The 20,599-nt window shown below is 65.4% G+C and carries 23 protein-coding genes; 2 read left to right on the top strand and 21 right to left on the bottom strand.

From position 1 onward, the window contains the following. Positions 1-6: 6 nt before the first annotated feature. The 11 genes from WFQ67_RS09460 to WFQ67_RS09410 all read right to left on the bottom strand — a co-directional run bounded on the left by WFQ67_RS09460 (position 7) and on the right by WFQ67_RS09410 (position 8,796). A complete protein-coding gene (locus tag WFQ67_RS09460) occupies positions 7-993 on the bottom strand; it encodes a DNA polymerase III subunit delta' (RefSeq protein WP_337056674.1) in 987 nt (328 codons plus the stop codon). Then, complete coding sequence (tmk, locus tag WFQ67_RS09455; protein ID WP_213628945.1) at positions 986-1,618, bottom strand: dTMP kinase; 633 nt, start codon at positions 1,616-1,618, stop codon at positions 986-988. The genes WFQ67_RS09460 and tmk overlap by 8 nt, the downstream gene beginning before the upstream one ends. Further along, positions 1,615-2,670 carry an endolytic transglycosylase MltG gene (gene mltG, locus WFQ67_RS09450; protein ID WP_213628944.1) on the bottom strand — a complete coding sequence of 352 codons (1,056 nt, stop codon included), beginning with the start codon at positions 2,668-2,670 and terminating at the stop codon, positions 1,615-1,617. Before mltG ends, tmk begins: the two co-directional genes overlap by 4 nt. Before the next feature lie 3 nt (positions 2,671-2,673). Then, complete coding sequence (gene pabC, locus WFQ67_RS09445) at positions 2,674-3,486, bottom strand: aminodeoxychorismate lyase (RefSeq protein ID WP_337056673.1); 813 nt, start codon at positions 3,484-3,486, stop codon at positions 2,674-2,676. Next, positions 3,486-4,730, bottom strand: coding sequence for a beta-ketoacyl-ACP synthase II (gene fabF, locus WFQ67_RS09440; protein ID WP_173173826.1), 1,245 nt, complete (start codon positions 4,728-4,730; stop codon positions 3,486-3,488). Before fabF ends, pabC begins: the two co-directional genes overlap by 1 nt. 102 nt (positions 4,731-4,832) lie before the next feature. Further along, complete coding sequence (gene acpP, locus WFQ67_RS09435; RefSeq protein ID WP_016493661.1) at positions 4,833-5,069, bottom strand: acyl carrier protein; 237 nt, start codon at positions 5,067-5,069, stop codon at positions 4,833-4,835. Positions 5,070-5,256: 187 nt separating this feature from the next. Further along, positions 5,257-6,000: a 3-oxoacyl-ACP reductase FabG gene (gene fabG / locus WFQ67_RS09430; protein WP_337056672.1), complete on the bottom strand. Its 744-nt coding sequence runs from the start codon at positions 5,998-6,000 to the stop codon at positions 5,257-5,259. A gap of 14 nt (positions 6,001-6,014) precedes the next feature. Next, positions 6,015-6,953 carry an ACP S-malonyltransferase gene (fabD, locus tag WFQ67_RS09425; RefSeq protein WP_337056671.1) on the bottom strand — a complete coding sequence of 313 codons (939 nt, stop codon included), beginning with the start codon at positions 6,951-6,953 and terminating at the stop codon, positions 6,015-6,017. 105 nt (positions 6,954-7,058) lie between these two features. Next, positions 7,059-8,069, bottom strand: coding sequence for a phosphate acyltransferase PlsX (gene plsX, locus WFQ67_RS09420; RefSeq protein WP_442969581.1), 1,011 nt, complete (start codon positions 8,067-8,069; stop codon positions 7,059-7,061). A 3-nt stretch (positions 8,070-8,072) separates the two neighbouring features. Further along, on the bottom strand, positions 8,073-8,255 hold the full coding sequence (rpmF, locus tag WFQ67_RS09415; RefSeq protein ID WP_013791824.1) for a 50S ribosomal protein L32: 183 nt from the start codon (positions 8,253-8,255) through the stop codon (positions 8,073-8,075). Between the two features lie 13 nt (positions 8,256-8,268). After that, a complete protein-coding gene (locus WFQ67_RS09410) occupies positions 8,269-8,796 on the bottom strand; it encodes a YceD family protein (protein ID WP_173173819.1) in 528 nt (175 codons plus the stop codon). A gap of 107 nt (positions 8,797-8,903) precedes the next feature. On the opposite strand from WFQ67_RS09410, the gene WFQ67_RS09405 reads away from it, so the two are divergent. After that, entirely contained in the window at positions 8,904-9,482 is a 579-nt protein-coding gene (locus WFQ67_RS09405) for a Maf family protein (RefSeq protein WP_337056670.1), read from the top strand. 51 nt (positions 9,483-9,533) lie between these two features. Here the strand turns inward: WFQ67_RS09405 and sppA are convergent, their stop codons facing one another. From sppA to rluC, 3 genes are read right to left on the bottom strand one after another with little or no spacing between them, the layout of a single operon-like run. Beyond that, a complete protein-coding gene (gene sppA, locus WFQ67_RS09400) occupies positions 9,534-10,517 on the bottom strand; it encodes a signal peptide peptidase SppA (RefSeq protein WP_173173815.1) in 984 nt (327 codons plus the stop codon). Beyond that, positions 10,507-11,202 (bottom strand): HAD-IA family hydrolase, encoded by a 696-nt coding sequence (locus WFQ67_RS09395; protein ID WP_337056669.1) that lies wholly within the window; start codon positions 11,200-11,202, stop codon positions 10,507-10,509. The genes sppA and WFQ67_RS09395 overlap by 11 nt, the downstream gene beginning before the upstream one ends. Beyond that, entirely contained in the window at positions 11,195-12,148 is a 954-nt protein-coding gene (gene rluC / locus WFQ67_RS09390; RefSeq protein WP_173173811.1) for a 23S rRNA pseudouridine(955/2504/2580) synthase RluC, read from the bottom strand. The genes WFQ67_RS09395 and rluC overlap by 8 nt, the downstream gene beginning before the upstream one ends. 569 nt (positions 12,149-12,717) lie before the next feature. On the opposite strand from rluC, the gene rne reads away from it, so the two are divergent. Then, positions 12,718-15,807, top strand: coding sequence for a ribonuclease E (gene rne / locus WFQ67_RS09385; protein WP_337056668.1), 3,090 nt, complete (start codon positions 12,718-12,720; stop codon positions 15,805-15,807). A 194-nt stretch (positions 15,808-16,001) separates the two neighbouring features. On the opposite strand, the gene murB is transcribed toward rne, so the two are convergent. The 7 genes from murB to WFQ67_RS09350 are packed head-to-tail and all read right to left on the bottom strand — an operon-like array spanning position 16,002 to position 20,546. Next, positions 16,002-17,021: a UDP-N-acetylmuramate dehydrogenase gene (murB, locus tag WFQ67_RS09380; protein ID WP_213628937.1), complete on the bottom strand. Its 1,020-nt coding sequence runs from the start codon at positions 17,019-17,021 to the stop codon at positions 16,002-16,004. Then, complete coding sequence (locus tag WFQ67_RS09375) at positions 17,018-17,476, bottom strand: low molecular weight protein-tyrosine-phosphatase (RefSeq protein ID WP_337056667.1); 459 nt, start codon at positions 17,474-17,476, stop codon at positions 17,018-17,020. The genes murB and WFQ67_RS09375 overlap by 4 nt, the downstream gene beginning before the upstream one ends. Continuing rightward, positions 17,476-18,240, bottom strand: a complete 765-nt coding sequence (kdsB, locus tag WFQ67_RS09370; RefSeq protein ID WP_213628935.1) for a 3-deoxy-manno-octulosonate cytidylyltransferase — start codon at positions 18,238-18,240, stop codon at positions 17,476-17,478. Before kdsB ends, WFQ67_RS09375 begins: the two co-directional genes overlap by 1 nt. Continuing rightward, positions 18,240-18,425 carry a Trm112 family protein gene (locus WFQ67_RS09365; RefSeq protein WP_111262773.1) on the bottom strand — a complete coding sequence of 62 codons (186 nt, stop codon included), beginning with the start codon at positions 18,423-18,425 and terminating at the stop codon, positions 18,240-18,242. The genes kdsB and WFQ67_RS09365 overlap by 1 nt, the downstream gene beginning before the upstream one ends. A 41-nt stretch (positions 18,426-18,466) precedes the next feature. Beyond that, the gene (gene lpxK, locus WFQ67_RS09360) at positions 18,467-19,471 is read right to left on the bottom strand and encodes a tetraacyldisaccharide 4'-kinase (RefSeq protein WP_213628934.1); all 1,005 of its coding nucleotides are present in this window, start codon (positions 19,469-19,471) and stop codon (positions 18,467-18,469) included. Beyond that, positions 19,471-19,914, bottom strand: a complete 444-nt coding sequence (locus WFQ67_RS09355; protein WP_173173799.1) for an ExbD/TolR family protein — start codon at positions 19,912-19,914, stop codon at positions 19,471-19,473. The genes lpxK and WFQ67_RS09355 overlap by 1 nt, the downstream gene beginning before the upstream one ends. Continuing rightward, the gene (locus WFQ67_RS09350; protein WP_173173797.1) at positions 19,911-20,546 is read right to left on the bottom strand and encodes a MotA/TolQ/ExbB proton channel family protein; all 636 of its coding nucleotides are present in this window, start codon (positions 20,544-20,546) and stop codon (positions 19,911-19,913) included. The genes WFQ67_RS09355 and WFQ67_RS09350 overlap by 4 nt, the downstream gene beginning before the upstream one ends. Between the last annotated feature and the right edge of the window lie 53 nt (positions 20,547-20,599).

Raw genomic sequence — 20,599 nt, 5'->3', positions numbered from 1 at the left:
TGGATTCTAGCCCGGTCCGGGCAGGCTTGCCCACTGCACCAGCAAGGCTTCGAGAAGCAAGACACGGTTGAGGTTGGCCTTGCCCAGGACCTTCTGCCGCTGCTGCAGCAACCAGTCCTGGAACCCCAGCACCTTGTGCTGGGGTGCCTTGTCGGCGAGGTACTGGACGACCTTGCGCATGTCGGCCATGCCCAGGCCTTCTTCATCACGCGTCAGCTGGTAGCGCAGCATCAGTTGCGCCCAATCGCAGAACCAGTCGAACAGCAGGATCAGCGGCACGGCGTTCCAGCCTTCGGCGAGCTGGCTCGCCCCCACCTGCTGCTTGATCAGTTTCTTCACCCCGTCCACCACCTGGGCGCGCTGCTCCAGCACCGCCTGGCCGTGCAGGCGCTGGGCGGTGAGCGGCGAGCCGCCGGCAAGCACCAGCAGGTCGCGGCGGACCTGTTCGTCGGCATCCGGCAGCGCCTTCGCCAGCCAGGCCAGGCTGGCGGCCTCGCCCGGCAATGGGCAGGCCTGCTGCACGCAGCGGCTCTTGATGGTCGGCAGCAGCCGGCTGGGCTGGTGGCTGATGAGCAGCAGCACGGTGTCGCCGGAAGGCTCTTCCAGGCTCTTGAGCAGGGCGTTGGCGGAGTTCAGGTTCATCGCTTCGGCGGGCTCGAGCAGGACGACCTTGCGCCCGCCGAGTTGCGCGGTCTGCACCACGAACTCGACCAGTTCGCGGACCTGGTCGACCTTGATCGCCTTGTCCGCTTCTTCCGGCTCCAGCACGAAGTTGTCCGGGTGGGTCCCGGCGGCCAGCAGGTAGCAGGACTTGCACTGGCCGCAGGCATCGAGGCCGTCGGGCTTCTGGCACAGGAGACGCGCCATCAGGCGCTCGGCAAGGGCGCGCTTGCCGATGCCGGCCGGGCCATGCAGCAGGTAGGCGTGGGCATGACGCGGACGACCGGCGAGGTGCTGCCAGAGCGATTCCTGCCAGGGATAGGCTTCAGCCACGGCAACGCTCCAGCAGTTCGGGCAGCAGGGCTTCGAGGGTCTGCTGGACGTCGGCCAGCGGGGCGGCGGCATCCAGCACACGGTAGCGCTCGGGTGCTGCGGCGGCCCGCTGCAGGTAGGTCTGCCGCACGGCCTCGAAGAAACTGCGGTCTTCCTGCTCGAAGCGGTCCAGGCGACCGCGCGCGGCGGCACGGCTGAGGCCGACGTCCACGGGCAGGTCGAAGACCAGGGTCAGGTCAGGACGCAGCTCGCCCTGGACGAAGTTCTCCAGCAACGCGATGCGCTCGACGGGCAACCCCCGCCCTCCGCCCTGGTAGGCGTAGGTGGCGTCGGTGAAACGGTCGCAAAGCACCACCTGGCCCCGGGCAAGCGCCGGGCGGATCACCCCGGCGATGTGCTGGGCACGGGCGGCGAACATCAGCAGCAGCTCGGTATCGGCGGCCATGGCTTCATCGCTGGGCGCCAGGAGCAGTTCACGGATGCGCTCGGCCAATGGAGTGCCACCCGGCTCGCGGGTCAGCAGCACGTCGATGCCGTGGCCGCGCAGGCGCTCGGCGAGGAAGTCGCGATTGGTGCTCTTGCCGGCCCCTTCGGGACCTTCGAGCGTGATGAACAGACCGCTCACGGGGTGTCCTTGTTGGTGATGGGAGCGGGGCTGGAGCGATAGTCCGCGCGCCGCTTCAACTGGTATTCACGCACCGCCTGGTTGTGGTCGGCGAGCGATTCGGAAAACACGTGGCTGCCGTCGCCACGGGCCACGAAGTAGAGGCTCTTACCATCCACCGGGTGCAAGGCGGCGTGGATCGCCTCGCGACCGACCATGGCGATGGGGGTCGGCGGCATGCCGGCGATCACGTAGGTGTTGTAGGGCGTGGATTCACGCAGGTGGGCACGGGTGATCTTGCCGGCGTAGCGCTCGCCCAGGCCGTAGATCACCGTGGGGTCGGTCTGCAGCAGCATGCCGAGCTTCAGGCGACGCACGAAGACACCGGCGATCTGGCCGCGCTCGCTGGGCACGCCGGTCTCCTTCTCCACCATCGAAGCCATGATCAGCGCCTGGTAGGGGTCGGCGTAGGGCAGGTCGTCCGCCCGCTTCGCCCACTCGCTCTCCAGCACCTGTTCGAGACGCTGGTGGGCCTGCTTGAGCAGGTCGATGTCACGCATGCCGCGCACGTAGCGATAGGTATCGGGGAAGAAACGACCCTCGGGGTGCTGCCCCTCCAGGCCGAGCCGCTTCATCAGCTCGGCATCGCTGGCATCCGCCAGGGTCTGCTCCAGCTTGGGCTGCTTGGCCAGGGCCGCACGCAGTTGACGGAAGTTCCAGCCCTCCACCAGCGTCAGGCTGTATTGCACCACTTCGGCACGCTGCCAGAGACCCAGCAGTTGAGCTGCATCCATCCCCGGGGCCATGCGGTATTCGCCGCTGTGCAGCGACTGACCCGCGAGGTTGAAGCGCCAATACTGGCGCAACCAGAATGCATCCTGGATCACGCCCTCCTCTTCCAGCCGGTTGAGCAGGCCACCGGGGGTGGACCCGGCCGGCACATCGAGCAATTGCTCCCCGGTGAGGACGAGCGGCTGCTTGAGGGCTTCACGCTGCTGCCAACCGGCATAGGCGAACACCAGGCCGCCGAGGATCAAGCCACTGTGCAGCAGCACGAGCAATTTGCGTATCACGAATCAGCAATCCAGTAGGGCGCGGGCAAGGGCCTGCAGTTTACGGGTGAGCGGCCCGACCGACCAGTCGTGCCCGGCGACGGCGCGCACGGGCCAGACGCCGTAGAGGCTGTTGCAGAGGAAGACTTCGTCGGCTCCCAGCAGTTCCTCGTACTCGATATCGCATACGCGCGTGGCGATGCCCTGGGCTGCGGCCTGCTCCAGCAGTTCGGCACGCATCACGCCGGCCACGCCGCTGCGCGCGAGATCGGCGGTGATCAACACGCCGCCACTGACCAGGAAGAGGTTGCTGAACACCCCTTCGATGACCCGACCGGATACGTCGCGCATCAGCCCTTCGGCGAAGCGAGCATCCTGCCATTCTGATCGGGCCAGCACCTGCTCCAGGCGGTTGAGGTGCTTGAGGCCCGCAAGCAGGGGCTGCTCGGCCAGGCGCGTGGCGCAGGGGAACAGTTCGACGCCTTGCTGGGCGTTGGTTTCGGGATAAGCGGGATAGGCGCTGCCCATGAGGATGCGCCGGGGCGGCGTGGTGGGCGGTGCATAGCCGCGCAGGCCGTCGCCACGGGTCACCATGAGCTTGGCGACGCCCTCGCCCTGCTGGGCGCAGAACGCCAGCAGCTCTTCACGCACGAGGTGCAGGTCGAGCTCGATGCACAGGCGACGCGCACCTTCGGCAAGGCGCGCGAGGTGACGCTCCAGCAGCCCGGGTCGACCACCACGCACGGCGATGGTCTCGAACAGCCCGTCGCCGTAGGCCAGGCCGCGATCCTTGAGGGACAGCGACCCGGCCGGCAGGCCGTCGACCCAGGCCAGCATCAATCGGCGAACCGGCGGAACACCAGGGAACCGTTGGTGCCACCGAAACCGAAGGAGTTGGACAGGACCACGTCGATGGGCATGGAACGGGCTTCGTGAGGCACGAAGTCCAGGTCGCAACCATCGTCCGGGTCATCCAGGTTGATGGTCGGCGGCGCCACCTGGTCGCGGATCGCCAGCACGCTGAAGATCGCCTCGACGGCACCGGCGGCGCCCAGCAGGTGGCCGGTCATGGACTTGGTGGAGCTCACCGCGACCTTGTAGGCATGGTCGCCGAACACGCTCTTGACCGCTGCGGCTTCCGCCTTGTCGCCGGCCGGCGTGGAGGTGCCATGGGCATTGATGTACTGCACCTGGTCACCGTTCAGGCCGGCATCGCGCAGGGCATTGCGCATGCAGCGCGCGGCACCGGCACCATCGTCCGGCGGCGAGGTCATGTGGAAGGCGTCGCCGCTCATGCCGAAGCCGACCAGCTCGGCATAGATGGTGGCGCCGCGGGCCTTGGCGTGCTCCAGCTCCTCGAGGACCAGCGCACCGGCGCCGTCGGAAAGCACGAAGCCATCACGACCACGATCCCAGGGGCGACTGGCGGCGGCAGGGTCATCGTTGCGCGTGGACAACGCCCGCGCGGCACCGAAGCCACCCAGGCCGAGCCCACAGGCCGCCATCTCGGAACCGCCGGCGATCATCACGTCGGCCTCGCCATAGGCAATGTTGCGTGCGGCCATGCCGATGCAGTGGGTGCCGGTGGTGCAGGCGGTGGCGATGGCGTAGTTCGGCCCCTGCAGCCCCAGGTGGATCGACAGGAAGCCGGACACCATGTTGATGATCGAACCGGGAACGAAGAAAGGCGAAATACGCCGCGGCCCCTGCTCGATCAAGGATTTGCAGTTGTTCTCGATATTGGTCAGGCCGCCGATACCGGAGCCCATGGCCACACCGATGCGCTCACGATTGGCGTCGGTGACTTCCAGACCGGAGTCACGCACAGCCTGGAAGCTGGCAGCGAGGCCGTACTGGATGAACAGGTCGAGCTTGCGAGCTTCCTTGGCGGACAGGTACTGCTCGACATCGAAGCCCTTCACCGAACCACCGAAGCGGGTGGAGTAGGCGGAAAGGTCCATATGCTCGATCAGGCCGATGCCACTGCGGCCAGCCAGAATGCCCTGCCAGCTGTCCGGGACGTTGGTGCCCAGCGGCGACAGCATGCCAAGGCCAGTGATCACGACGCGTCTACGCGACACTGTGCTCTCCTCAATTTCTACACGGCGGTTGGATGACACTTAAAGAAAAGCCGCACGACCTGACGGTCGTGCGGCTTTTCCGAGTCGGGAATCGACGATTACTTATTGCGCGTGCGCGTTGATGTAATCGATGGCTTCCTGAACGGTGGTGATCTTCTCAGCTTGCTCGTCCGGGATCTCGGTCTCGAATTCCTCTTCCAGAGCCATCACCAGCTCAACGGTGTCAAGGGAGTCGGCGCCCAGGTCTTCGACGAAGGAAGCGCTGTTGGTTACTTCGTCTTCTTTAACGCCCAGTTGCTCGGCGACGATTTTCTTGACGCGTTCTTCGATGGTGCTCATACCTTGTTTTCACTCCTATGGAAAAATCCGTGCAGCTTGGGCTGCAGTGTATAGAAAGGGTTTTCCGCATTTCAAGCGGGATGCCAACCCCTCCAGGCCCCGTCTGGACCCGTCCATAACCCAATTGCACTTATGTACCGGATTTTAGACAGCTCCTATGACAGTTTCCTGAAGGGAATCGTCACATTCAGCTCATGTACATGCCGCCGTTCACAGGGATAGTAGCCCCGGTCACGTAGGATGCGCTATCGGAAGCGAGGAATGCGACCACCTTGGCGATCTCCTCGGCCTGTCCCAGGCGACCCAGCGGAATCTGCCCCAGCAGTGCATCGCGCTGGGCTTCCGGCAGCTCGCGGGTCATGTCGGTATCGATGAAACCGGGCGCCACCGAGTTCACGGTAATGGCGCGGGAGCCGACTTCACGGGCCAGTGCGCGACCGAAGCCTTCCAGGCCGGCCTTGGCGGCGGCGTAGTTCACCTGCCCGGCGTTGCCCATGGCGCCCACCACCGAGCCGATGTTGATGATGCGACCCCAGCGCGCCTTGGTCATGCCGCGCAACACGGCCTTGGACAGGCGATACAGGCTGTTGAGGTTGGTGTTGATGACGTCGAACCACTCGTCGTCCTTCATGCGCAGCATCAGGTTGTCGCGGGTGATGCCGGCGTTGTTCACCAGGATCAGCGGCTGGCCGAGATGCTGCTGGATGTGTTCGAGGGTGCTGGCGACGGACTCGTCATTGCTGACATCGAGCACCAGGCCGGCGCCTTGGACGCCGTTTTCCTTGAGGTATTCGGCGATGCGCTCGGCACCGCCCGGGGTGGTGGCGGTGCCGATGACGACGGCACCCAGGCGACCCAGTTCCAGCGCGATGGCCTGACCGATGCCACGGCTCGCACCGGTGACCAGGGCGACCTTACCTTGCAGACTCATAGTCTTCTCCTTGCTCAGGCCAACGCAGCGCGAGCGGCTGCGAAAGCGTCGGGGGTATCCAGATTGTGCGTACCGATGCCCTTCACGCAGCGCTTGTTCAGGCCGGAAAGAACCTTGCCGGGGCCGCACTCGACCAACTCGGTCACGCCCTGCTCCGACAGGCGGACCATGGACTCGACCCAGCGAACGGGGCTGTAAAGCTGGGCCAGCAGGTCGCCCTTGAGGACGCCGAGGTCAGCCACGACAGCGGCGCTGACGTTCTGCACCAGCGGGATCTGCGGCGCCTGCCAGGCGATGGCCTCGACCGACTCGGCGAAGCGTTCGGCGGCCGGGCGCATCAGTGCGCAATGGGAGGGCACGCTGACCGGCAGCGCCATGGCGCGCTTGGCACCACGGGCCTTGCAGGCTTCGATGGCACGCTCGACGGCGACGGCGCTACCGGCGATGACCACCTGGCCGGGGGCGTTGAAATTGACCGCGCTGACCACATCACCCTGCGCGGCTTCGGCGCAGGCGGCGAGTACGTCGGCATCTTCCAGGCCGAGGATGGCGGCCATGCCGCCCTGCCCTGCCGGAACGGCTTGCTGCATCAGTTGGCCGCGGCGCTCGACCAGCCTCACCGCATCGGCGAAGCCCAGGCTGCCGGCGGCGACCAGCGCCGAGTACTCACCCAGGCTGTGACCGGCGACATAGGCCGGGCGGGCGCCCCCCTCGGCCAGCCACAGGCGCCAGAGCGCAATGGAGGCGGTGAGGATGGCAGGCTGGGTCTTGTCGGTCTGGTTCAGGCTTTCTTCCGGCCCCTGCTGGACCAGGGCCCAGAGGTCGTAGCCCAGGGCTTCGGAGGCTTCGGCGAAGGTATCCAGGACCAGCTTCTGCGAAGCACCATGCTCGGCCAGCATGCCCAGGGACTGTGAGCCCTGGCCGGGAAAAACGAATGCGAGGGATGCGGACATCGGAACTATTCCCTTGTTTGCCTTAATCGGTGTACAGGAGCGCCGGGCATAGCCAAGCGCAAGGAACTGACAGTTGGATGACAGGCCGCAGACGGCGGTCACATCCTAGAGCAACAGATCCTCGAGACGCCCGTGCAGGCGCTGGGGAAGATTCTCGCGGATTTCCATGAGCGCGCGGCGGATGGCGCTCTGGAAGCCGTCCGAGCCAGCGGCGCCGTGGCTCTTGACCACGATGCCCTGCAGGCCGAGGAAGCTCGCGCCATTATGCCGGGCAGGCGCCAGGTCACCCTGCAAGCGGCGCAGCAACGGCAGCGCCAGGGCGCCGACCATGCGTGAGCCCAGGCTGTCGGTGAACAGCGCCTCGATACGGGCGGAGATCATCGACGCCAGGCCTTCGCTGGACTTGAGCAGGATGTTGCCGACGAAACCGTCGCATACCACCACATCGGCCTCGCCACGGTACAGACCGTCGCCTTCTATATAGCCGATGTAGTTCAGGCCTTCGGCCTGCTGCAGCAGGCTGGACGCCAGCTTGACCTGCTGATTGCCCTTGATGTCCTCGGTGCCGACGTTGAGCAACGCGATACGTGGGCGCGACACCCCGAGTGCTTCGGCCGCGACCGAGCCCATGACGGCGAACTGATAGAGGTGCTCGGCACTGCAATCGACGTTGGCGCCGAGATCCAGCAGGTGGCAATGCCCCTTGGCCGTAGGCACGGCACTGACCATCGCAGGGCGATCGATGCCGGGCAGGGTCTTGAGCATGTAGCGGGAAAGCGCCATCAGCGCACCGGTATTGCCGGCGCTGACGCAGGCCTGGGCACGACCGGCACGGACCAGGTCGAGGGCGATGCGCATGGAGGAGTCGGGCTTGCCGCGCAGCGCCTGGGATGGGCGCTCGTCCATGCCGACAACTTCGGATGCATGCTCGACGGAAAGCCGCTGACGATCGACACCGTGTTCACGGGCGATCAGCTCTTCGAGCAGAGGGGCTTGGCCGACAAGAATGAGATGGAGCGAGGGGAACTCAGCCAGACAGGCGATGCTGGCCGGAACAATGCAACGGGGACCGAAGTCCCCGCCCATTGCGTCAATCGCGATGATCGGAGCGGACAAGGATTACTCGTCAGCGCCCTTGTCGATCACTTTGCGACCACGGTATACGCCTTCCGGGGATACGTGGTGACGCAGGTGTACTTCACCGGTGCTCTTCTCGACGGACAGAGCGTTCGCCTCGAGGGCATCGTGGGAACGACGCATGTCGCGGGCAGAGCGGGATTTTTTGTTCTGCTGAACAGCCATAATCAATTAACTCCTAAACGTTTGGGTCACGCTTTAACTGCGCCAGTACACTGAACGGGTTGGACCGCGTCACCTCGTTCTCACTCGGCTCGGGCTCATCAAGCCCCTCCGGCTGCTGGCAATCTTCAGGGTCATGGGCCGGAACAATGGGCAAGGCGAGCAAGAGCTCATCCTCGACCAGAGTCAGAAGATCCAGGGGATCCTCACCCACTTCCAGCACGTCATAGCCCTTGGGCAGTGACTCGCTGTCCGCGCCTTCCTTCACCACGGCGTACGTGCATTCGCTGTGGATCGGCAGCACGACCAGCTCCAGACAACGCTGGCACACCATCTTGACCTCGACATCGATTTCACTGCGAATAATCGCAGTCCTGCGCTCGTCGCGCCCGAAAACGAGTTTCGTGCGTACGATGCCTGCATCATCGGCAAGCGGGTCGCAGAGACGCTCAAGACTGGAGAGTTGCAGCTCGCCCTGGAGGGTTACGCCGCGATCAGCCATCTTGCGCGGATCGACGTGAGGTGGAATCGGCCCATTCAACATAGGCGCGACATTCTAGGGATGCACCCAGCACCTGTCAAAACAAATTCCGCCCTGTCCGCCATGCGGCTAGAGCTATAGAATTTCCGCTTCCTGACTGGGAGATCAGCATGCCACCTCTGGTGCTCGCATCCAGCTCGCCGTACCGTCGCGAGCTTCTTGAACGCCTTCGCCTGCCCTTCGCATGGAGCGCGCCGGCCATCGATGAAACCCGCCACCCCCACGAAACAGCGGAGCAGCTGGTACGCCGCCTGGCCGAAGAAAAAGCACGCGCCCTGGCCGACCTGCATCCCCAGCACCTGATCATCGGTTCCGACCAGGTAGCCGTCCTCGGCGAGCAGATACTCGGCAAGCCCCTGGAGTTCGAGCGCGCCCGCAGCCAGCTGCTGGCCGCCAGCGGCACCAGCGTCACCTTCCTCACCGGCCTCGCCCTGCTGAACACCCGTAATGGCCGCTGCCAAGTGGATTGCGTGCCCTTCACGGTGAACTTCCGCCCCCTGAACGAAGCGACCATCGAGCGCTACCTCCATGCCGAAGAGCCCTACGACTGCGCCGGCAGCTTCAAGGCCGAAGGACTGGGCGTAAGCCTGTTCCGCTCCACCCAAGGCGAGGACGCCACCAGCCTGGTGGGCCTGCCACTGATCCGCCTGGTGGACATGCTGCTCGAAGAAGGCCTGGCGCTACCCTGACGAAAAAGCCCGGCACGGGCCGGGCTCTTCCTTATATAAGGTAGCGATGGGTCAGCGCAGGCTCGGCCCCTGGAACCCCATCCATAGCGCCAGGCGCTCCGCCACGCTGGCGCCGAGCCGCTTGGCGAAGCGGTCGAAGGGCGTCTCCTGCTTGGTGTAGTCGACGATCTCCTTTTCACCGATCACTTCGCGCGCAACGAAGCTGGTGCTACCCAACTTATCCACCAAGCCCAGCTCGAGAGCCTGCTCTCCGGACCACACCAGACCACTGAACAGCTCCGGATGCCCCTCGACCTTCAGGCGATCACCACGGCCTTTCTTCACGCTCTCGATGAACTGCTTGTGAGTGGTATCGAGTACACCCTGCCAGAACTGGGTCTCCTCGGCCTTCTGCGGCTGGAAGGGATCGAGGAAGGCCTTGTGCTCGCCCGAGGTGTAAACGCGACGCTCCACACCCAGCTTGCCCATCAGGTCGACGAAACCGAAGCTCGCGGCGGTAACACCGATGGAACCGACCAGACTGGCCTTGTCGGCATAGATCTCATCGGCGGCGCTGGCGATGTAATAGGCGCCAGAGGCCCCCAGGTCAGTGATCACCGCATAGACCTTGATGTCCGCGTGCTCCCCGCGCAGCCGCCGGATCTCGTCGTAGATATAGCCGGACTGCACCGGGCTACCGCCCGGGCTGTTGATGCGCAGGACGATGCCCTTGGTCTTCGGATCTTCGAAGGCAGCGCGCAGGCTGCCGACGATGTTGTCGGCGCTGGCAGCCTCGTCATCGGCGATCATGCCCTTCACTTCGACCAGCGCCGTGTGGTTCTCACCTCGCGCCGCAGTCTTCTGCAGATCGAAAAGCGGCGAGAAGAGCGCCAGCGCCACGAACAGGTAGAGGAAGGTCAGGACCTTGAAGAATATGCCCCAGCGACGCGAGCGACGCTGCTCCTGCACACCCGCCAGCACGGCCTTTTCCAGCAGCTTCCAGCTCTTGTCATCGCCACCGCCCGCAGGCGTCGAAGCCTTCCATTCATCCGACATGCAGATCCACCTTCATAGTGTGTGTGTTCGCACCACCAGCGAGCCAGTGACGCAATTCATCGAAATGCTCGATCGCCAATCGCGGCGACTCGCCGCGCAGTGCATCCAGGGACTGGGCGCCGTACCCCACCGCCACGGAATCCATCCCCGCCCGGTGAGCCATCCGCAGATCGAAGGGCGAGTCACCGACCATCAGCGCCTGCCCGGCCTCCACACGGCAATGCTGGAGAATCTCGTGCAGCATGCGCGGATCCGGCTTGCTCGCGGTCTCGTCCGCGCAACGGGTGATATCGAAATAATCGAGCCAGCCACGACCGGCCAGCACATGATCCAGGCCGCGCCGGGTCTTGCCGGTAGCAACCGCCAGCAGGTACCCCTCACCCCGAAAGCCTTCGAGAGCCTCCAGCACACCCGGGAACAACGCGGAAGGCTGAGCCTCCAGCCGGTTGTAATGGGCTCCATAGACCTCCCGATAGCGCTGGACCGCCACCGGGTCGTCGACCTCGGGATAAAGCACGCGAATCGCCTCGGGCAAGCCGAGGCCAATGATGCCTTTCAGGGCCGACTCGTCCAGTTGCGGCAATCCGCAAGCCTCGGCAGCGACCTGCAGGGACTCGACGATGCGCGAAATGGAATCCACCAGCGTGCCGTCCCAATCGAATACCAACAGGCGATAGTCAGGCACCGAGGCGCTCCAGGGTCTTCTCCCACATGTCATCTACCGGCGCCTCGACCTGCAGCGGCGTGCCATCCGGCAACACCAGCGACAGCGCGTAGGCATGCAGGAAAAGACGCTTGCCGCCCAGCTCACGGATTTCGCGGGAAAAGTCCTCGTCACCGTACTTGGGATCACCCGCGATGGCATGGCCAGCGTGACGGGTGTGCACGCGGATCTGGTGGGTCCGCCCGGTGATGGGGCTCGCCTCGACCAACGTGGCGAACTCGCCGAAGCGGCGCAGCACACGGAATTCGGTCAGCGCCTCCTTGCCCTCGTCATTGACCTCGACCATGCGCTCGCCGGAGCGCAGGTTGTTCTTCAACAGCGGCGCGCTGACCTTCTTCTTCGAGGTCGGCCAACTGCCACGGACCAGCGCCATGTAGCGCTTGTCCACGCCATCACCGCGCAGGGCCTCATGGAGATGGCGGAGCATGCTGCGCTTCTTGGCGATCATCAGAAGGCCGGAGGTATCCCGGTCCAGCCGGTGCACCAGTTCCAGCTCCTTGGCATCAGGACGCAACTGGCGGAACGCCTCGATCACACCGAAGCTCAACCCACTGCCGCCGTGCACGGCGATACCCGCCGGCTTGTTGAGCACGATCAGGCCCTTGTCCTCGTAGACGATTGCCGCCTCCAGGCGCTCGAGCATGCCCTGCGCCACGGGCGCCGCCTCGTCACGCTCGGCCAGCCGCAAGGGCGGCACACGAACGATGTCACCGGCCTGGAGCTTGTACTCGGGCTTGATCCGCCCCTTGTTCACCCGCACCTCACCCTTGCGAAGGATGCGGTAGACCAGCGTCTTGGGAACACCCTTGAGCTGTGTGCGCAGGAAATTATCGATTCGCTGGCCGGCATATTCCGGCGCAACCTCAAGCAGCTGGACGCTGGAGGTTGGGGAAGGAGGAGTAGTCATGGCGCGCATCATAACAATTTTTTATGGAATTGAAGCACTTAATGATTACTGCTATAGTCGCGAACGCCGCCAAAAGCGGCCGTGCCCCGGATGATCGCCAAAACTGCCATCCCAGCCACGTGCAACCCATTCAGGACGTCAGGCCGTCCTTCAGAATATCTCGCCGCACAGAGCGCGAATATCCAGAGAAAAACGCCTTGAGCCATGACGCGCGACAATCCCCTAGGGGCAGTCGCGGTAAATGCAACCCGCTACGGATTCTGCGAGCGGCACCCGATTTTCAAGGGACAAGTGTAGGGTGGAGATGCACAACCGTCGGACTGCGTAGCAAACGCTTCAATCAAGACGCTTTATCTCGTCCGCTACCGATGGCTGATTCCTCCTCCTGACAACGTGCTTCTGTTACGACAACAGCAAGCAGGAGACGTCGTCGCGACCCCGGCCCTACTGGCCTGGATGTCGCTGGACACGGGAGTGGCATGCCGCTCCTGACGCGCACCTGACACCGACCGCGAGAGTCGTGTGTGCTGATCGCCGTTTCCGGCAGCCCCGGAAACCGACGGTACTACATGAAAAGAATGCTGATTAACGCAACTCAGCCCGAAGAGTTGCGTGTTGCCCTGGTCGACGGCCAACGCCTGTACGACCTGGATATCGAGTCGGGCGCCCGTGAACAGAAAAAGGCCAACATCTACAAAGGCCGCATCACCCGCATCGAGCCCAGCCTCGAGGCCGCATTCGTCGACTTCGGCGCCGATCGTCACGGCTTCCTGCCGCTGAAAGAAATCTCCCGCGAATACTTCAAGAAGTCCCCCGAGGGGCGCGTCAACATCAAGGACGTGCTCAACGAAGGCCAGGAAGTCATCGTCCAGGTCGAGAAGGAAGAGCGTGGCAACAAGGGCGCAGCCCTGACCACCTTCATCAGCCTCGCCGGCCGCTACCTGGTGCTGATGCCGAACAACCCGCGTGCCGGCGGCATCTCCCGCCGCATCGAGGGCGAAGAGCGCAACGAACTGCGTGAAGCCCTGAACGGCCTGAACGCCCCGGCCGACATGGGCCTGATCGTACGTACCGCCGGCCTGGGCCGCTCCAGCGAAGAGCTGCAGTGGGACCTGGACTACCTGCTGCAGCTGTGGAGCGCCATCAAGGAAGCCTCCGGCGAGCGCGGCGCACCGTTCCTGATCTACCAGGAAAGCAACGTCATCATCCGCGCCATCCGTGACTACCTGCGCCAGGACATCGGTGAAGTACTGGTCGACAGCGTGGAAGCCCAGGAAGAAGCCCTGAGCTTCATCCGCCAGGTGATGCCGCAGTACCAGAACAAGATCAAGCTCTATCAGGACAGCGTTCCGCTGTTCAACCGCTTCCAGATCGAAAGCCAGATCGAAACCGCCTTCCAGCGCGAAGTGAAGCTGCCGTCCGGCGGCTCCATCGTCATCGACCCGACCGAAGCCCTGGTGTCCATCGACATCAACTCGGCGCGTGCGACCAAAGGCGGTGACATCGAAGAAACCGCCCTGCAGACCAACCTGGAAGCGGCCGAGGAAATCGCCCGCCAGCTGCGCCTGCGCGATATCGGCGGACTGATCGTCATCGACTTCATCGACATGACCCCGGCCAAGAACCAGCGCGCCGTGGAAGAGAAGGTACGCGAAGCCCTGGAAGCCGACCGCGCCCGCGTCCAGGTCGGTCGCATCTCCCGCTTCGGCCTGCTGGAAATGTCCCGCCAGCGCCTGCGCCCGTCCCTCGGCGAGAGCAGCGGCATCGTCTGCCCCCGTTGCAACGGCCAGGGCATCATCCGTGACGTCGAGTCCCTGTCGCTGGCGATCCTGCGCCTGATCGAGGAAGAGGCCCTGAAGGACCGCACCGCGGAAGTTCGCGCCCAGGTGCCGATCCCGGTTGCCGCCTTCCTCCTCAACGAGAAGCGCAACAGCATCACCAAGATCGAGCTGCGTACCCGCGCCCGCATCGTCATCCTGCCGAACGACCATCTGGAGACGCCGCACTTCGAAGTGCAGCGCCTGCGCGATGACAGCCCGGAAGTGATGAACGGCCAGTCCAGCTACGAGATGACCCCGACCGAAACCGAGGATCACCAGCCGGCCGCCGCCACCCGCACCCTGGTGCGCCAGGAAGCCGCGGTGAAGACCGTCGCCCCCGAGCGCCCTGCACCAGCCCCGATGGCTCCGCCGACCGCCGCTGTCGCCGCGGCCGAACCGAGCCTCTTCAAGGGCCTGGTGAAGTCGCTGGTAGGCCTGTTCGCCGGCAAGGAAGAAGCCCAACCCGCCACCACCGAGAAGAGCACCTCCAGCGAGCGCACCGCCCGCACCGAGGAGCGCCGTAACGGTCGTCAGCAGAACCGCCGTCGTGACGGCCGTGAAGGTCGCGAAGAGCGCAAGCCGCGTGAAGAGCGCCAGCCTCGCGAAGCCCGCGAGCCGCGTGAGCCTCGCGAAGGCCAGGAAAACCGCCGTGAACGTGGCGAGCGTCCGCCGCGCGAAGAGCGTCAACCGCGTGAAGACCGCCAGCCTCGCGAAGCCCGTGAGCAGCGTGAGCCCCGTGAAGAGCGCGCACCGCGTGAGCCTCGCGAGGAGCGTCAGCCTCGTGAAGAGCGCCAGCCGCGTGAAGAACGTGCACCTCGCGAAGCTCGTGAGCCGCGCGAGCCACGTGAACCCCGCGAAGGCCAGGAAAACCGCCGCGAACGTGGCGAGCGTCCGCCGCGCGAGGAGCGCCAGCCCCGTGAAGAGCGCGCACCGCGCGCCGAGCAGGCTGCCGAGCCCAGCGAAGAAGAACTGCTGAACAACGAAGAGCTGCTGGATGATGATCAGGAAGGCGCCGATGGCGAACGTCCTCGTCGTCGCTCCCGTGGCCAGCGTCGTCGCAGCAACCGCCGCGAGCGCCAGCGTGAAGTCGAAGGCGAAGAAGGCGTGGAAGGCAGCGAAGAGGCCACTGTCGAAGGCAGCGCTCCCGCCGCCGTCGCCGTGACCGCCGTCGCGGCCAGCGTCATCGCCGAGCAGGCCGAAGGCCAAGCCAGCAGCGAACCGACCCCGGTCGAGAATGCCACCAGCGAAGCGCCTGCTGCCGCATCCGTAGCCGAAACCATCGCCCAGGAGCAGGAACCGGCCACAGTGGTCGAGACCAGCGCCCCGGCCGTTATCGAAAGCGAAGCGTCCGTCGTGGTTGCCGAACCGACCGTCGAAACCGTCGCCGTCGAAGCCCCGGTAGACGTCGTACCGGCTGCCGAAACCGTCGCGGAAGTCGAGGCTCCGGCCCCGGTCGAAGCCCCGGTTGAAGCCGAGCCGGTCCCCGCTCCCGCCGCCGCACCGGTCAGCGCCGGTGGCCGCGCACCGAACGATCCTCGTGAAGTGCGTCGTCGCCAGCAGGAAGCCGAGCGCCTGGCACGTGAAGCCGCTGCCGCTCCGGCCGTAGCAGCCCCGGTGGTTGAAGAAGACGCCCCGGTCGTGGTCGAAGTCGCCGCTGAGCAGGAGCCGGTGGCTGAAGCCCAGGTCGAGCCTGCCGTCGAAGCCAGCGTGGAAGCCCCGGAAGTCGCTGAAGAGCCGAAGGTCGAAGTGACCCAGGCCAGCAGCGCCACCGACGAAGCCGTTGCTGAAGCGGCGAAGGAAGAGGAAGAAGCCAAGGACGAGTCCAAGCCGACCGTCTGAGGCCCTGCCTGAATGAAAAAGGGATGCTTCGGCATCCCTTTTTCTTTGGGTCGGAAAAGTATCCAGCCCCCGATCTACGCGACGAAAATCACGACTGCTGGCCAGGCATAGGCCACGGAGCGGCACCCTGCCCTCCCGCAGGCCAATGAAAAAAGGGATGCCGAAGCATCCCTTTCATCGCCATGCAGCCAGCCTCAGAGCAGGTTCGGCTCCATCTCCAGTGCCACGCCGAAGCGCTCGGCGATATCAGCCTGGATGCGCTGCGCCAGCGTCCACAGTTGCTGGCCGGTGGCAGCACCGTAGTTGACCAGCACCAACGCCTGCAAACGGTGGACGCCCGCATCGCCGTCCCGGAAGCCCTTCCAGCCCGCGCGCTCGATCAACCAGCCCGCCGCCAGCTTCACCTGCCCGTCCCCCTGGGGATAGGCCACCAGATCCACGTGCTCGCCACGCAACCGTTCGGCCAGCGCTGCGGAAACCAGCGGGTTCTTGAAGAAGCTGCCGGCATTGCCCAGTTGCGCCGGGTCGGGCAGCTTCTCGCTGCGAATGGAACAGATGGCACGGCTCACATCCAGCGCCGTCGGGGCGTCCACGCCCTGGTCCTGCAAGCGCTGGCGTACCGGGCCGTAGTCCAGGTGCAGGCGCGCATTGCGGCTCAAGCGGAAGCGTACACGCAGGATCAGCCAGCGGCCCGCTTCACGCTTGAACAGGCTGTCCCGGTAGGCGAAGGCGCATTCCTTCAGGGCAAACTCACGCAGCTCGCCGGTCTGGCGGTCCAGCGCGGTCAACCCGGCGAACACATCCTTGATCTCCACCCCATAGGCACCGATGTTCTGCATCGGCGCCGCGCCGACCGTACCGGGAATCAGGCTGAGGTTCTCCAGCCCCACCAGGCCCTGCTCCAGCGTCCAGAGCACGAAGGGGTGCCAGGCCTCCCCGGCCTCCGCCTCGACCACCACCGAATCGCCATCGTCAGCCAGGAGGCGTACGCCACGGCTGGCCATGCGCAGCACCAGCGCGTCGACATCCCGGGTCAGCAGCAAGTTGCTGCCGCCGCCGAACACCTGCAGCGGTACGCCACGCTCCGCCGCCAGAGCCAGCGCCTCGCGCACGTCAGCCTCGTCACGGGCTTCGGCGAACAGCCGCGCCCGGACATCGATGCCAAAGGTGTTGAAAGGCTTGAGGGAGACATTCTCGGAAACGACCAGGCTCATAGGCGCCCCCGTATCTCGGCGACCAGCCCGTCACAGGCCTGCTCGATCAGGTCCAGCACCTCTTCGAAACCCTCCTCGCCCCCGTAGTAGGGATCCGGAACCTCTTCGGGCACCAGGCCGTAGCGACGCAGGAACAGGTCCGGCTCGCTGCCGCCGCGACGCAGCCCCTTGAGGTCCCGCAGGTTGCTGTGGTCCATCGCCAGAACCAGGTCGAAACGGGCGAAATCGTCCACGCTCACCTGGCGCGCGCGTAGCAGGGAAAGGTCATAGCCACGGCGCTGGGCTGCCTGGCGGGTGCGCATGTCCGGCGCCTTGCCGACATGCCAGTCGCCGGTGCCGGCGGAGTCGACCTCCACCCACTCATCCAGGCCCGCCTCGCTCAGCTTGTGACGCAGCACGCCCTCGGCGGTGGGCGAGCGGCAGATGTTGCCGAGGCAGACGAACAGGACCTTCATCAGGCCCCCAGCAAGCGGCGGACCCGCTCCAGGTCTTCAGCGGTGTCGACCCCGGCGGCCGGCGCCTCGACTGCATCGGCCACGTGGATACGCACGCCGTGCCAGAGCGCGCGAAGCTGCTCCAGGCACTCGGTGTCCTCCAACCAGCACGGCCCCCACGCGACGAAGTCGTGGAGAAACCGCACGCGGTAGGCATAGATGCCGATATGCCGGCGGTAAGGCACCCCTTCGGGCAGTGCATCGCGCCCTTGGGCGAAGGCATCGCGGGCCCAGGGTAGCGGTGCGCGACTGAACGTCAGGGCCAGCCCCTGGGTGTCGGTCGACACCTTGACCACGTTGGGGTTGAACAACGCCTCAACCTCATGGATCGGCTCGGCCAGGGTCGCGATGCCGGCCTCGGGATGGGCGGCCAGGTTGGCTGCCACCTGATCGATGATCGACGGCGGGATCAGCGGCTCGTCGCCCTGTACGTTGACCACGATGGCATCGTCACCGAGCCCCAGCTGGGTGGCGACCTCAGCCAGGCGGTCGGTACCGGAGTTGTGGTCCACACGGGTCAGCACCACATCGGCGCCGAACGCCTTGCAGGCCTCGACGATGCGCGGATCGTCGGTGGCCACCACCACGCGCTCGGCCGAGCTGCGTCGCGCCTGTTCCCAGACGTGCTGGATCATCGGCTTGCCGCCGATGTCCTGCAGCGGCTTGCCGGGCAGGCGCGTGGAAGCGTAGCGAGCGGGGATGACGACGGTGAATGCCTGGCCCATCACTTGTCCAGCCGTTCATCGACGTTGAGGGTGCGCGCCTCGCTCTCCAGCATCACCGGGATGCCTTCGCGGACGGGGAAGGCCAGGGCATCGGCCTTGCAGACCAGCTCGCTCTTGTCGTCGGCGAGCTTCAGCGCGCCCTTGCACAGGGGGCAGGCGAGGATATCGAGCAGTTTGGTGTCCATGGGGAGTCCTTGGAGGCCACCCTCAGGGGTGGCTGATGGGGTTACGAGCGTTCGCTGGCCAGGCGTGCCAGGCGCGCGTCGAGCCAGGCGACGAAGCCCTCGGTGGGCACGGCATCGACGGCCAGGTACCACCAGTCGTCAGCGGCGAAGGCCCGGCATTTCACCGCGTCCTTCTCGGTCATCACCAGGGGCAGTGCCGGGCTGAATTGCAGTTCGGCGGCACCGAAGCTGGCGTGGTCGGCGAAAGCATGCGGAATCGGGCGCCAGTTTAGCGCCTCGAGCGTGGTGAAGAAACGCTGCGGATTACCGATGCCGGCGACCGCGTGGAGGGCCTGGCCAGGAGGGAAATGCTCGAGGCCGACCCGCTCACCACTCAGCAGGTTGACCAACGCGCTGGGCCGCAGGCGGAAGCCATAGGCACCACCGGGGCCGGCGTCGGCGCCGTTGTAGAGCACCGCGTCGACAGTCTCGAGGCGCTGCGCCGGCTCGCGCAGGGGGCCGGCCGGCAGGCAGCGGCCGTTGCCCAGGCCACGGGCAGCGTCGATCAGCACCAGTTCGATGTCCCGTGCCAGGCGATAGTGCTGCAGGCCATCGTCGCTGAGTACCAGGTCCAGCGGGCCTTCGGCCAGCAACGCCGCCACGGCGCGGCCCCGATCGGGGTCGATCACCAGGGGCACGCCCGTGCGCTGCACGATCAGCAGGGGCTCATCGCCGGCGACATCGGCCCCCTGCTCCGCCCGCACCCGCCAGGGCAGGCTCGGCGGGTGGGCACCGTAGCCACGGCTGACCACGCCTACGCGCAGGCCGAGGCCGCGGCAGTGCTCGATGAGCCAGAGAATCATGGGGGTCTTGCCGGTACCGCCGACGGTGATGTTGCCCACCACCATGACCGGCACCGGGGAACGGTAAATGGGGCCCGCACCGGCGAGGAAGGCCTCCCGCTTGCGCCGCACCACGAGGCGGAACAACGCCTCCAGGGGGCGAAGCAGCACCAGGGCAGGATGCCCCCGGTACCAGGCGTCCAGCAGGCGATCGGAGAAGGCCATCAGGGCTTCTCCGGCTGGGCCTCGACCGTGGTGATGCGCAGCTTGCTGAAGCCCAGCTTGCCGGCCGCATCCATGGCGGTGATCACCGTCTGGTGGGTGGTCTTGGCATCGGCGCTGATGATCATCGGCAGGCTGTTGTCACCACCGGACTCCTTGCTCAGCGCCGTCATCAGCGTCGCCAGGTCGTTCTTCACCAGCACCTGGCCGTTGAGCGCGTACTGGCCATCGGCACTGATGGACAGCTCCAGGGTCTTCACCTCGGTGGCCTGGGCCGGCGTGCCGCTGACGGCTTCCGGCAATTCGATCTTCAACTCGCTGGGGCGGCTGAAGGTGGTGGTGACCACGAAGAACAGCAGCAGCACGAAGATCACGTCGATGAACGAAGTCAGGTTGAGGAAGACTTCCTCACGGGCGACGTTGCCCGCCCGGCGACGGAACTTCACGCTTTGGCTTCCTCTGCGAAGTCCACTTCACGATCGCCCTGGGTCACTTCCACCAGCTTGATCGCCTCCTGCTCCATGGCCACCACCAGCTCGTCGACACGACGCAGCAGGAAACGGTGGAAGAACACGGCGGGGATGGCGACCATCAGGCCCGCCGCGGTGGTGATCAGCGCCTTGCCGATACCGCCAGCCAGGGCCGGGGCGTTCGCCATGCCGTTGTCCATGAAGCCGCTGAAGATCTCGATCATCCCGAACACGGTACCCAAAAGGCCCAGCAGCGGGCCCATGGCGGCGATGGTGCCCAGGGTATTGAGGTAGCGCTCCAGCTCATGGATGACGCGGGATGCAGCCTCCTCGATGCACTCCTTCATGATCTCGCGACCATGCTTGGAGTTGGCCAGGCCGGCGGCGAGAATCTCGCCCAGCGGGGACGAGGCACGCAGTTCCTTGAGCTTCTGCGCGTTGAGCTGCTTGTCCTTGACCATGCGCCACACCTGGCCGAGCAATTGCGGCGGTGCGATGCGATTGGCACGGAGCGTCCACAGGCGCTCCACAATGATGGCGGTGGCTGCGATGGAACTCAGAATGATAGGCAGCATCATCCAGCCGCCTGCTTTGACCAGCTCCCACACGGTGGCAAATCCCCTTGAAAAAAGTGGCGCAACTCTAGCACAGGGTCAGGGCC

Source organism: Pseudomonas sp. USHLN015 (genome assembly GCF_037153275.1).
Classification (GTDB): Bacteria; Pseudomonadota; Gammaproteobacteria; order Pseudomonadales; family Pseudomonadaceae; genus Metapseudomonas; species Metapseudomonas tohonis.
Note: the sequence above shows the minus strand (reverse complement) of the source record. Positions and strands in the feature narration are given on the sequence as shown.